This is a genomic window from Saccharothrix coeruleofusca, assembly GCF_017876325.1.
Lineage (GTDB): Bacteria > Actinomycetota > Actinomycetes > Mycobacteriales > Pseudonocardiaceae > Actinosynnema > Actinosynnema coeruleofuscum.
On record NZ_JAGINV010000001.1, the window covers coordinates 2,411,580 to 2,423,608 of the forward strand.

A 12,029-nucleotide genomic window follows, 5' to 3' on the forward strand; every position below is an offset into this window, starting at 1 on the left:
AGGGCTTCCTGGACGATCGCGAGGCCACCCGCCCCACCGGGCAGTTGATCGCGGGCCCGGCGGTCTGGCCGCATGGTGGGACGGATGCGCCGGGGAGCGCACCCGTGCAAGGCGGGGACACGGGCCATGTCTGATCGCGTCATCCACGAGGCCGTGGCCCGGCATGCCGTCGAGCGGCCGTACGCCCCGGCATTGGTGTACCGCGGCCGTCCGGTCAGCTTCCGAACCCTCGACGCGGCCGCCGACGCCTTCGCCACACGCCTGGCCGCTCAGGGGGTGACCCGCGGGGACCTGATTCCGGTGCTGATGTTCCGGACACCCCAGACCGTGGCTCTCCAATTGGGCATCCTGAAGTGCGGTGCCGCCTACACATCGCTGGACAGGCGGTGGCCGCGCGACAGGATCGAGAAGCTCCTGCGCTGGATCCGGCCGCGTTTGTCCGCCGTCCCGGCCGGATCCGCTGAGGCGGAGGCCTGGAACCGCCCCGTGTTCGCCGTGCCGGACGAAGACCTGCACGAGGTGGCGGCGGGAGCGCGGAAGTCGGTCGCGGTGCCGGTGGCCCCGCACGACCCGGCCACCGTGTTCTTCACTTCCGGGACCACAGGCGTGCCCAAGGGGGTGGTCGCTCCGCACGCGGCGGTGACCAGGCTCTTCGGGCACGGAGGGCTGCCCGGTTTCGGCCCTGGTCATGTGATGCCCCAAGCGGCCTCGCCCGCCTGGGACATGTACGCTTTCGAGGTATGGGGACCGCTGACCAGCGGCGCGACCAGCGTTGTCACTGACAGCGATTACCTGCTGCCCGACGACCTGCGTCGCGCGGTGGGCGAACTCGGCGTGACGACCCTGTTCCTGACCACATCGCTGTTCAACCTCATGGTGGACGAGGATCCGGGGTGCTTCGCCGGGCTCGGGCACGTGTACATCGGTGGTGAGAAGCTCTCCCCGCGACACGTCGCGACCTTCCTGCGGCATCACCCGCGCACGCCGTTGTTCAACGGGTACGGACCAGCCGAGAACACGATGTTCACCACTGTCCACCGCATCAGGCCCGAGGACTGCCTGATCCCCGGAGGCATCCCGGTGGGCACGGCAGTGCCGGGGACCGAGGTGGTCCTCCTGGGACGGGACGGGAACCGGTGCCCGCCGGGCACCGTGGGCGAGATCTGGATCACCGGCCAAGGGCTGGCCACCGGCTACCTGCACGACCCGGAGCACACCCGCCAGCAGTTCAGGATGATCGGCGTCGACGGGCAGCTCGTCCGCGCCTACCGGACCGGTGATCTCGGACTGACCGACGAGCACGGCACGCTCCACTTCCGAGGCCGGGCCGATCGGCAACTGAAGATCCGCGGCCACCGGGTGGAACCGGGCGAGGTGGAGAACGCCGCCTTCGACGTGCCCGGCGTCCACAACTGCGTGGTGGTTCCGATCGACGACCAGGACGGCACGGTCACCGGACTGGCCCTGTTCTACCTCTGCGAAGAGGGGAACGCCACCGACGAGCCGGACCCGCGGGGTGTGCAGGAGCACCTGGCGCGGACGCTTCCGTCCTACCTCGTTCCCGCGGTGGTGCGAGTGTTGGACTGTTTCCCTCTGACAGCCAACGGAAAGCTCGACCGCGTCGTCCTCGGACGTCTCGCCCACCGGTTCCCCCCGACAGGTCGCCGACCCGGACCGGCGGGTCCATGACGGCCCAAAGGGCTGTTCCCCGGACGACCTTCGTGCTCTCTCGTGCGGTGGGCGGAGAGCGCTCAGGCCAGGCAGGCGCGGGGGAGCGGGAACCAGCGCAGCGCCTCGAAGTCCGCGGCAGGCCCGGCGGGGTCCTCCTCGGCCGGGTCGGCGCGAGCCGCCAGCAGGCGCCGGGCGTCCGCCAGGTGGCGGGCGAGGGCGTCCTCGCCCAGGCGCGCCTCGTCGGGCACCGCGCCTTCGACCGCGGCCCGCCGCAGGTCGGGCAGTGGCACCGGTGTTCCCAGCGCGGCGCGGTGGCGCCACAGGCCGGTCTCGGGCTCGAAGAGGTAATCGGTGAGCAGGCGCCCGCCGTACCGGGCGATCAGCGCGACGGCCTCGACGAGGTAGTCGCGGACGGTGTCGGAGATGAAGTAGTTGAAGTTCAGCCGCACCCAGCCCGGTTTCACTCCGTGGCACCCGCGCCGCACCTGGTCCTCGTAGGCGCGGGACCGCTCGGCGTCGATGGCCAGCAGCCGGTGCCCGTAGGGACCGGCGCACGAGCAACCGCCGCGCGCCTGGATGCCGAACAGGTCGTTGAGCACGGCCACGACGAAGTTGTGGTGCAGGTACCGATCCCGACCCGCCCGGATGAGGAAGGACGCGATGGACAGCCGGGCGGAGCGCTGGTCACCGAGGACCTGGATGTTCGGTTCGGCCCGCCACCGCCGCAGCGCGTGGTGCCACAGCCGCTCCTCGCGCGCCTGGATCAGCTCGGCGCCGACGGCGTCCTTGAGGGCGAACGCCAGTGCCGCGCGGATCGACTCGACGATGGCCGGTGTGCCGCCCTCCTCCCTGGCGACCGGGTCGTCCAGGTAGTGGTGGCTGGTGGGGCCGACGAACGCGACGGTGCCGCCGCCGGGCGCGGTCGGCACGGCGTTGGCGACCAGCCCGCGGCGGACCACCAGCACGCCGGGGGTCTGCGGCCCACCGATGAACTTGTGCGGCGACAGGAAGATCGCGTCCTTGTGGTCCCGCCGTCCCGGTGCGCTCTCGCGCACGCGGATCGGCACGTGCGGCCCGGCCGCGGCGTAGTCCCAGAACGACAGCGCGCCGTGCTCGTGCAGCAGGGCGGCGATCCGGTCGGTGTCGGTCAGCGTCCCGGTGACGTTGGAGGCCGCGGAGAAGCTCCCGATCCGCAAGGGGCGGTCCGCGTGCCGGGCGAGCTGCTCGGCCAGCTGCGCGGCGTCCACACGTCCCCCGCCGTCCTCACCGATGACGACGACGTCGGCGATGGACTCCCGCCATGGCAGCTCGTTGGAGTGGTGCTCGTACGGTCCGACGAACACCACGGGTCGCCGGTCGGTGGGAATCCGGTGGTCGAGCCCGCGCGGGATGCGCAGCTCCAGGACGCCGATCAGCTTGGTGATCGCCGCGGTGGCCCCGGAACCGCAGAAGATCACCAGGTCGTCCTCGGTACCGCCGACCGAGTCGCGGATGAGCAGCCGGGCCTGCTCGCGCAGTCGTCCGGTCCGCAAGCCGGTGCCGGAGCTCTCGGTGTGGGTGTTGGCGTAGTGGGGCAGCACCTGGTGGCGGATGAAGTCCTCGATGAAGTCCAGCGCGCGGCCGGAGGCGGTGTAGTCGGCGTAGGTGATCCGCCGCCTGCCGTACGGGCCGTCGAGGGTCCACCCCTCGCCGACGACTCCTCGTCGGATGCGTTCCAGCAAGAGGTCGACCGGGGCTCCGCCTAGTTCGTTCGGAACCGTCATCTCGCCATGGTGTATCGCGAATCCCCGCCGGAAGTGTCGTCCGTCACAATGTTGCCCCGGTGAACCCGGCCGGCTGCCCGCCGGTCCCGACCGCACTGGAGGACCGGGCGACCGAGGTGTACCTTCCGCGCGGTCCGGCGGTTCTCCACTCGTGGCGGCCGTGCTCCAGCGCCTCCGGCGAGGCGAGCGCGGCATGCCGATCACCGGGGGCCGGAACGCGACACCCGGTGATCGGCGCGGTGGGGCTCACGGGTGGGTGAGTGCCCCCATGAGCAGGGACACGAAGTGCTCCATGTCGGCCAGCAAGCAGGGCAGCTGCGCGTGCTTGCCGGTGCACCCCTCGGCCCAGCCGCTGCCGTCGCCGTAGTCGACGAAGGTGTGCGGGATGCCCGCGGCGAGCAGGTGGTCACGGGCGACGAGGTTGGTCGCCCGCGCCCGGTTCTCGGTCACCGCCCGCACGGGGTCCACGAGGAGGTCCCCGCCGTCGCCGGTGTACATCGCCACTCCCGTGCCGCGCAGCGCGCCGACGTGCTGGGCGGGGCTCTGCGCGTTCCACACGCCGTCCAGCGGCCACACCGGGGGACCGAAGATGGCGTCCACCGGGACGGTCGGCGTGCCGCTGCCGGGCAGTTGCGTGGTCGCCACGACCGCCGCCCGCTGCTCCTGGCTGAGCAGGTCCAGCCCGCCGGAGAAGCTGCCGACGTAGCCGAACAGCTCCGGTCGGTGCTCGGCGTAGTGGAACGCGCCGAAACCGCCCATGGAGTGCCCGGAGACGGCCCGGCCGTCGCGGGTCGGGATGGTGCGCAGGTTCGCGTCGATGAACGGGATCAGCTGGTCGAGGTGGAAGTTCTCCCAGTTCTGCGGACGCAGACCGGCAGGCGGGGCGACCCAGTTCGAGTACCAGCCCCGGCCGGAACCGTTGGGCGCCACCGTGATCAGCGGGACACCGACCGTGGGCTCCTCGAACAGCCGCTGGTTCGCGGCGGTGTCCGGGCGGTCGGGGTGCCCGTGCAGGTGGTAGTGCACCGGGTAGCGGGTGGCACCGGAGACGGCGTAGTCCTCCGGCAGCGTCACCACGACGCTGTGCTCCCCGGAGACCTGGCCCGGCAGCACCGAGTACGCGGGCACCTGCCCGGTCCGCACGGTGAGCACGAACGTGCGCTCGTTGTGGTCCACCCACCTGGGCTGTGCCACCACGGTCAGCCCGTGCCCGTCGGTGAACGCGGGCGGCGCACCGTCCGCTCGGGCGGTGGGCACGGGCAGGCCGAGCGCGGTGATGGCGGCCAGTGCGGTCAGCTTCTTCACGACTGCCCCTCGCACAGCGCGGAGTCCAGCACGTCGACCGCGGACGGCGTGGCGTTGATGATGTTGGTGTTGGTGACCACCGACGCGAACCGGCCGTCGTCGGTGACCAGCGTGGTCGAGTTGTGCCCGGTCGGCAGTATGCCGTTGTGCCCCCACGCCGAGCCGCCGCACGACAGGGACACGCGCGTCAGGGCGAGGCCGTAGACGTCGGCGGGCTGGAAGGTCCGCCGCATCTCGGCGAGCGCGGCCGCCGAGACGACCCGGCCGTCGAGCAGCGCCCGGTAGAACGCCGCCAGGTCCTCCGGGGTGGACGCCATCGCCCCGGCGCTGCTCCAGAACGACAGCTCGATCGCGGTGGTGGCCTCGACCCAGAAGAACAGCGGCCCCAGCCTGCCGCCGACGTAGCCGGGCAGGTAGGGGGTGTCCAGGGCGCGCACGCCCGGTGCCGGGAATGAGGTCTCGTCCAGCCCGAGCGGTGTGATGACGCGCTCGGTGATCGCGGTGCCGACCGGTTCGCCGGTGATCCGCTCGACGAGCATCCCCAGCACCAGGTATCCCACGTTGGAGTAGCCCTGGGCGGTGCCCGGCGGGAACTGCGCCCGCTCGTCCATCGCCGAGCGGACCAGCTCGGCCAGCGCGTAGGTCCCGTCCGAGCCCGCGGCGGCGTCGCGGACGTCGCGGACCAGGCCACTGGTGTGCTGGAGGAGTTGGCGGACGGTGATGGCGTCGCCGTCGTAGTTGCCGGTGACCACGCCGGGCAGGTACCGGCTGATCGGTGCGTCCAGCTCGACCGCGCCCTCGTCGACGAGCTGTAACACCACCGCCGCGGTGAAGGTCTTGGTCTGGCTGCCGATGCGGAAGTGGTCGTCGGAGGTGATCGGTCGGCTCCGGTTCACCACCGCGGTGCCGCTGCTCAGCGTCCACGTCCCGGCGCGGTCCCCGGCGTGCAGGGCAGCGCCCGGTCCGGCCTGCGACCGGTACCGGTCGAGCAGGGCTTGGGTCGCGGTGTGGTCGTCCGGCGCGGCGGTGGCGACCGCCGGAGTGGTGAGGCAGGCGGCGAGCGCGCAGGCGAGCGCGATCAGCCGGGCTGGGGATCTCCTGGTCATGCGGGTTCCTCCGAAGTGGGGTCGGTGTCCGGCGTGGTGCTCTCGCTCCGCTCGCTGATGAACGACAGGACCTCCTTGACCACGCCGAGCACGCCGAGCGCGCCCTCGATGAGTTTGATCAGGTTCTCGCCGCTGGTCAGCAGCGCGGCCAGCTGCGCGGCGATGCGCACGCCGCAGTCCACGGCGATCCGCACGCACTGCGGGATCGCCACCGCGAGGCTCTGCCCGAAGGTCGCCGGGGCCTCGGCGACCGCCTTGGCCATGATCGGCCCGATCTCGGCGACCGCCTCGGCGATCAGCCCGGTGGTGGTGGCGACCACCTGTGCCACCACCTCGCCCGCGCCGATCAGGGCCTTGGCCGCGGTGAGCGAGGTCTCGGCGATGGAGAGGACGCCGTCGGCCAGTTCGGTGCCGGTCCTGAGGTAGTCCGAGGCGGCACTGCCGGACCACTGGTCGGTCTGGTCGCCAGCCGAGGAGCGGTACTCCTCGGCCACGGCCGTGGCCTCCCCGGCGGCCCGGTCGAACTCGGCCGCGCCGCCCGCCACGGCGTCGGGGTCGCCGCGCAACCGGTCCAGCGGCTCCTCCAGGAACGAGATCAACGGAGTGAGGAAGCCGAAGCCGGCCTCGTCCAGGGCCGACAGCGGTCGCTCGGTCGAGCCGAGCGCGTCGAGAGGGGCGGCCGGTCCGCCCGCCAGCTCGTCGGAGAGCCACTGCTTGCCGCTGATGGCCTCGCCGGTGGCGCGCAGCCCGGTGAGCAGGTCGCCGATCCGCGCGGCAGGCCGGTCCAGCGCCGTGGTCACCGGGCACCCCCTGCCGCGTTCTCGTCGAGGCGGGCGAACCCGGCTGCCTGGTCGTCGTCGGTGCGCTGGTAGTCCCCGGCCGTGCGCCGCAGGCCGGTGCCCACCGCGTCCACAGTGGACGCCGCGTGGGTGAATGCGTCGAGCGTGGCGGCCATCGCGGCGCCCAACCCGGCGGTGAGGAAGCCGGTGAAGGCACCGAGCGATTGCTCGCCGAGCCCGTCGGGCAGTCGGGCACCCGTGGCGGCCAGTCGGTCGGCGTAACCCGCCAGGCCGCTCGCGTGGGCGCGCAGCCGCTCGGGGTCGGCGGAGAAGGCACCGGTCATCGCGCGGCCTCCGGCAGGTGCGCGGTGATCCGGGTCAGCGCCTCACCTTCGCCGAGGTGCTCCGCCACCACCTCGGCCGCCCGCGCGCCCGCCAGCCGCTGGGCCTCGCGCGCGGTGGAGACGATCAGCAGGGCCAGTGCGTCCACTTCCAGCCTGCGCGCCGCCGGGGTCAGGCCGACCCGGTCGAGCACGCCCCCGGCGGTCACCGTGACGCTGACCTCCCCGCGCGGCGACGTCGCGGTCGCCCCCACCTCGCGCAAGCCCGCGCTCGCCGCGCGCGCACCGCGTGCCGCGCGTTCGAGGCGTTCCCGGTAGTCCGCCAGCCACTGAGCTGGTTCCATGTCGTTTCCCTTCTCCTGTGGTGTTCTCCGGTCGCCTCAAGCGCGGGCGACCGCCGCGGCCTCACCGAGGACGCGGAGAAGTTCGTCGTGCCGCAACGGGTTGAGGCTGATCCAGCCCGAGTCCGCGCGGTCCACCCGGACTCGCCCGCGCGGGCCGTCCAACCAGGACAGCTCGACCGGCCGGGCACCGGACCGCAGGACGAGCCCGAGCTGGCCCCGGCCGGTCACCGCCGGGAACAGCCCGACCAGCCGGTCGACCGAGCTCGGGTCACCGCCGCGGGTGCGGACGAGGTCGCGCACGCACCGCTGGGTGGCTTCGGTGTCGGGCGCGTCGTCGAGCAGCCGCAGCGCGTCCTCGACCACGCCGGGCGGCAGCGTGATCGGCAGGATCGCCGCCGCCGGGACCGCGGAGACCACGGCGGCCAGCTCGACGCCCAGCGCGGTGGCCCCGACGGGGGTCACGTGGACCGCTCCCGCCCGCCCACCTGGCCGTGGTTGGCGGCACACCACCGCTCGGTCGCCGTGGACCACGGCCACCGCGCAGTCCTCACCGGCGGGGCCTACCACCACCACGTCGACCGCGGCCCGGTAGCCGCGCAACGCCTCGACCAGTTCCCGCGCGACACCAACGGGGCCGCGTTCGGTGGCCAGGCCGCGGGCGCACAGCGCGTGCGCGGCCGAGGCGAGCAGCGCGTCCCGCTCGTCGGCGCTGCGCCCGGACGAGGGCACCCGCAGCGGGAACGGCGGGCGCACGCCGGCGTGGGTGGCCAGCAGGTCAAGCTCGACGGGGGTGAAGGCGGTCCCGCGCGCCGCGGCGGGGATCACCACGCCCCTCCTGTCGAGGATCGCGCCGTGCCCGGTTCACCGATGGCGCGCACCGCCGCCCCGGTGTCGGACTCCCGCTCCGCGTAGGTCGCCCTGACCTCGGCCAGGGTCCGCAGGAACGCCTCCAGCTCCCGCTCGGCCGCGCCCAGCGCACCGGCCAGGCCGCTCTGTCCCGCGGCGGCGCGCAGCCGCCCGGCCAGCTCCACGGCGGGCGGCGCGGTGCCCAGCATCGGCTGCCGCTCGGCCAGCTCGCGCACGCGCGCGACCAGGTCACCGGTCAGCCCGCCCAGTCGGGTCAGCGCGCTGATCCGCGCGTCCACCAGATCCAGCTCGACGTGGTACCCCTGCTCCGCGCTCACAGCCGTGCTCCCGTCGTCTCGCCGATGACCGCCGGGCAAGCCTCCTGCTCCACGTCGAACAGCTCGTGGTCGATCGTGGGCATCCGGTTCTCGTGCGGTTCGTCCTCGGTGTCGCCGGGCCTGCTGCCCGCCGGGGCCAGCGCCCCCACCTGACCGGTCGCCGCGCGGGCCGTGCTCGGTCCGGCGGGGTGCCCGGTCGGCGTGCCCGCGCCGCCGACTGCGCCGGTGAGCACGCCGGTGAGCACCCCGCTGTGCGACCCCGCGCCGAGCGGCGCGGCGCGACCGGTGTCGGATGCGGCGGGGCCGGAGACGACCGCACCGGTGGCCCCGCCCGTGATCGGGCAGGCAACCGGGTCGCGGCCTGCTGCCGCTGGGCGGACCGGGGTGCTGCCGAGCAGGCGCGTCCACGGCACCCCGTCCACGGGCGGGGGATCGGTCCGGGGGAGCGGGGCGGGCGGGGGCGCTCCCGTCCGCGCCGCGTCGATCAGCCTGCCGCAGCCGGTGAGGGTGGTCTCGTAGGCCCGCATCGCCCGCACCGCCTCGGCTTTCCCCTGGTCCGCCGCGATCGCGCCGAAGTAGAAGCTGAAGCCCGCGCCGCCGACCGCGCCGAAAGCGGTGCCGATGGCCCCGAAGGCGGCCCCGAAGGCGGCACCGGGGCCGGACGCGCTGAGCGTCGGGGCGGACACCCCCGCGTAGTTCGGCGCGGCAGGCGGAGCGGGGGGTGTGGTGAAGGACGGGGTGGTCGTCGCGGGCGGGGGCGGCATCATGGCTCTGGCCGTGGCCAAGGCCTCGGCGGCCTCCTGCGCGGCCCGCTGACCCGCGCGCGCCAGCTCGCCGATCCGCTCCACCCCGGCGGCCAGCGCGTCGAGCCGGTCGGCCGCCTCCTCGGCGGCCCGCCCCCGCCAGCCGTCCAGCAGCGCGGCCCGCTGCTCCCGCAGCACCTCCGCGTGCGCCTCCAGCGCGTCGCGGTGCCAGCCCCACTCGGCCGCGATCGCGCCGACGTCGGCGACATCCGCGTCCTGCCACACCATCCGGTACAGCTCCTCGTGGCTGTACGCCTCCCAGTTCACCCGGCCCGTCGGCTCCTCGATCGACACCGCGCCCCCTTCTCGTCACCGGCCCGGCCGATGGTGGGGTCGGCGCGGCGCGGCGGAACAGGCCGTCACCGGCGGCCATATCTGGCCGGTGGCGTTGACCTGCGGAAAGGGGGAGCTCCCGGTCAGGTGGGCAGGCGGTGGGTCCGGGCCAGGTGCTCCTGGAGACGGGCGTGCCGGAACTGGTAGACCGCGCCCGCCCGGCGCAGCACACCCCGCCGGTAGGCGTCGTCGAGGAACGCGGGCACGGCCCACGGCAGCCGCCCGGTCAGCGGCAGCCACAGGCGGGCGAACACCACCCACTGACCCCACGCGGTCAGGCCGAGCACGTAGCCGATGCCACCGCCCAGACCGCCCACCAGCCCCAGCAGCAGACCGGTCAGCGGGGTCCAGATCACCGCGACCCCGAACAGCCTGCCGCCGGGCAGCCCCGCCACCGCCAGCGCGACCAGCCAGGTCACCCCCGCGATGAGCACCGCGAACAGCGGCACGAACAGCACCACCTGGACCAGCACGGCCGTCCGGTTGGCCCGCAGCAACCCGGTCGGACTGCCCGCCGACCGGACGTCCAGCGGCGCCTCCATCACCGTGACCAGCCCCAGGACCAGCGCCGCCGCGGCCCCGAACACCGCGGTGAACAGGACCGCGTCGAACAGCGTGGTCGCCGGTGTCACGGGCAGGCCGAGCAGCGACCACTGCGCCAGCTTGTGCAGCACGCCATAGCTGCAGCCGACCAGCGCACCGCCCAGCAGGCCGAGCCGGACCCTGGACCGCACTCGCGGCCACCCCGGTCCGGGGCCGCCGCGCAACCGCAGCCGGAACCGGACCGGCTCCAGCGGCTGGACGCCGACCACGTGCCAGTGCGCCACCGCGAACCCGACGCCCGCGTTCACCCCGATCATCGCCGCGAGCAGCGGCAGCAGCACCGGGGGGACCTCCAGGAACGGGCCCTCGACCAGCACGTCGGTCAGCGCCACGGCGAGGAAGACCGCGCACCCGACCACCAGCGCCCTGGCCCCGCGCCGCGCCGAGGTGCCCAGCTGCCACCAGGCCAGGTCGTGCGTGCCGAGCCTGCTCAGGTGGTCGGCGAGGTAGCCGAGGCCCCGCCGGGCGCGGTCGAGGTCGACCGGTCCGCCGTCGGGCTCCCGGTAGACCGCCGGCACGAACTCGGCCAGCAGGTGCCGCTCGACCGCCTCCGGCGTGCCGAACCGGTCCGCGTCGAGCAGCTCCGCCGGGTCGTGGTCGGGCGTGTCGCTGTAGATCCGACGCGCCAGCGACACCATCAGCGGCGTGGTCAGCACGGCAGCGAGGGCGCCGTCCGGGTCTCGGCGCACCTCGTCCAGCACCGGTTGCCAGGCGTTGCCCGCGGGGCCGGTCCTGCGGGTGGTCCGCGGCAGGTAACCCGCCAGGTCGTCCGCGGTGAGGTCGACCAGCTCCACCGCCGCGGCGGCGGTGAGCACATCGGTGGCGTCGACCGCCGCGCGGTACTCCTCCGCCCGGCTGGTCAGCAGCACCGGCAGGGTGGTGGCGTTCAGCGCGGCCAGCGCCGCCCGGCGCAGACCACCCGCCACCTCGTCGAACCCGTCCAGCACGGGCAGCACGCGGTGGTCGTCCACCAGCGCGGCGGCCAGCGTCGCGCCACCGGGGCCGGGCGCGGCCAAGTCCGGGGCGTCGCGCACCAGCTGCTCGGCCAACCAGTCCCGCAGCCCGGCGCGTTGGGGGTTCCACGCGCCGAGCCCGAAGATCACCGGCACCGGGTCGGCCGGACCGCGAGCGGCCAGCAGGTCCAGCACGAACCGGGTGGTCAGGATGGTCTTGCCCGCCCCGGCGCGGCCGAGCACCACCAGCCTGCCGGACGGAATCCGCCGGTAGACCGGCACGACCTGGTCGAGCCGCCCGGTCAGGTCAACCCCCGGCGCGGTGCCGCCCGCCCCCGCCCCGCCGACCTCGACCCGGCCGATGTTGGCCCAGTCGTCCTGCAGGGCGGCGGGCGCCGCTCGCCAGCGCACCGGCAGCGGGACGGGGTCGTGGACCTGCCGGTGCTCCTCTTCCCGCTGCCAGCGGGCGCGCATCAGGTGCGCGAGCGCCTTGAGCGCGTCGAGCAGCGGATCGGCATCGGGGGGAGGTGGACCCGCCTCGTCCGCGGACCTCTCCTCGGCTGGGGGCTCGGCCCGGCCGGTGGCGGCGAAGAGCTCGGCGCGCTCGGCGCCGGTCAGCTCCAGCGCGTCGGCGAGTAATCGCAGGGTGCCCACCCGCGGGTCGCCGCGCTCGCCGGTCTCCAGGCCGCGGATGGTGCGCACCCCCAGTTCGGCGCGCTCGGCCAGCGCCTCCTGGCTCAGACCGGCCCGCTGCCGCCACTGCCGCAGCAGTACGCCGAACCGGCTCGCCACACCCGCCCCCTCAAGCACCGCCCGCTGGAACCGCATCCTAGAGGTCAGCCCC

11 protein-coding genes are annotated in these 12,029 nt (G+C 74.2%); 1 reads left to right on the forward strand and 10 read right to left on the reverse strand.

The genetic code is table 11. The features are described from left to right. The first annotated feature begins 84 nt into the window (after positions 1–84). Complete coding sequence (locus tag JOF41_RS11090; protein WP_209618348.1) at positions 85–1,689, forward strand: amino acid adenylation domain-containing protein; 1,605 nt, start codon at positions 85–87, stop codon at positions 1,687–1,689. A gap of 62 nt (positions 1,690–1,751) precedes the next feature. Here JOF41_RS11090 and JOF41_RS11095 read toward each other — a convergent pair whose 3' ends face one another. From JOF41_RS11095 to JOF41_RS11140, 10 genes are all read right to left on the reverse strand, one after another. Then, a complete protein-coding gene (locus JOF41_RS11095) occupies positions 1,752–3,434 on the reverse strand; it encodes an aminotransferase class V-fold PLP-dependent enzyme (protein ID WP_189223845.1) in 1,683 nt (560 codons plus the stop codon). Between the two features lie 246 nt (positions 3,435–3,680). Beyond that, positions 3,681–4,739, reverse strand: a complete 1,059-nt coding sequence (locus JOF41_RS11100) for an alpha/beta hydrolase (RefSeq protein WP_209618351.1) — start codon at positions 4,737–4,739, stop codon at positions 3,681–3,683. Further along, the gene (locus tag JOF41_RS11105) at positions 4,736–5,845 is read right to left on the reverse strand and encodes a serine hydrolase domain-containing protein (protein ID WP_209618353.1); all 1,110 of its coding nucleotides are present in this window, start codon (positions 5,843–5,845) and stop codon (positions 4,736–4,738) included. The genes JOF41_RS11100 and JOF41_RS11105 overlap by 4 nt, the downstream gene beginning before the upstream one ends. After that, on the reverse strand, positions 5,842–6,645 hold the full coding sequence (locus JOF41_RS11110) for a WXG100 family type VII secretion target (protein WP_307867370.1): 804 nt from the start codon (positions 6,643–6,645) through the stop codon (positions 5,842–5,844). The genes JOF41_RS11105 and JOF41_RS11110 overlap by 4 nt, the downstream gene beginning before the upstream one ends. Further along, positions 6,642–6,968, reverse strand: a complete 327-nt coding sequence (locus JOF41_RS11115) for a type VII secretion target (protein WP_209618357.1) — start codon at positions 6,966–6,968, stop codon at positions 6,642–6,644. Before JOF41_RS11115 ends, JOF41_RS11110 begins: the two co-directional genes overlap by 4 nt. After that, entirely contained in the window at positions 6,965–7,309 is a 345-nt protein-coding gene (locus JOF41_RS11120; RefSeq protein ID WP_189223841.1) for a YbaB/EbfC family nucleoid-associated protein, read from the reverse strand. Before JOF41_RS11120 ends, JOF41_RS11115 begins: the two co-directional genes overlap by 4 nt. 36 nt (positions 7,310–7,345) lie before the next feature. After that, on the reverse strand, positions 7,346–8,137 hold the full coding sequence (locus tag JOF41_RS11125) for an ESX secretion-associated protein EspG (protein WP_229795679.1): 792 nt from the start codon (positions 8,135–8,137) through the stop codon (positions 7,346–7,348). Beyond that, a complete protein-coding gene (locus JOF41_RS11130; RefSeq protein WP_209618360.1) occupies positions 8,131–8,493 on the reverse strand; it encodes a hypothetical protein in 363 nt (120 codons plus the stop codon). Before JOF41_RS11130 ends, JOF41_RS11125 begins: the two co-directional genes overlap by 7 nt. After that, a complete protein-coding gene (locus tag JOF41_RS11135; RefSeq protein ID WP_209618363.1) occupies positions 8,490–9,590 on the reverse strand; it encodes a hypothetical protein in 1,101 nt (366 codons plus the stop codon). Before JOF41_RS11135 ends, JOF41_RS11130 begins: the two co-directional genes overlap by 4 nt. Positions 9,591–9,712: 122 nt before the next feature. Beyond that, positions 9,713–11,977, reverse strand: coding sequence for a helix-turn-helix domain-containing protein (locus JOF41_RS11140; RefSeq protein WP_307867371.1), 2,265 nt, complete (start codon positions 11,975–11,977; stop codon positions 9,713–9,715). Positions 11,978–12,029 lie beyond the last annotated feature (52 nt).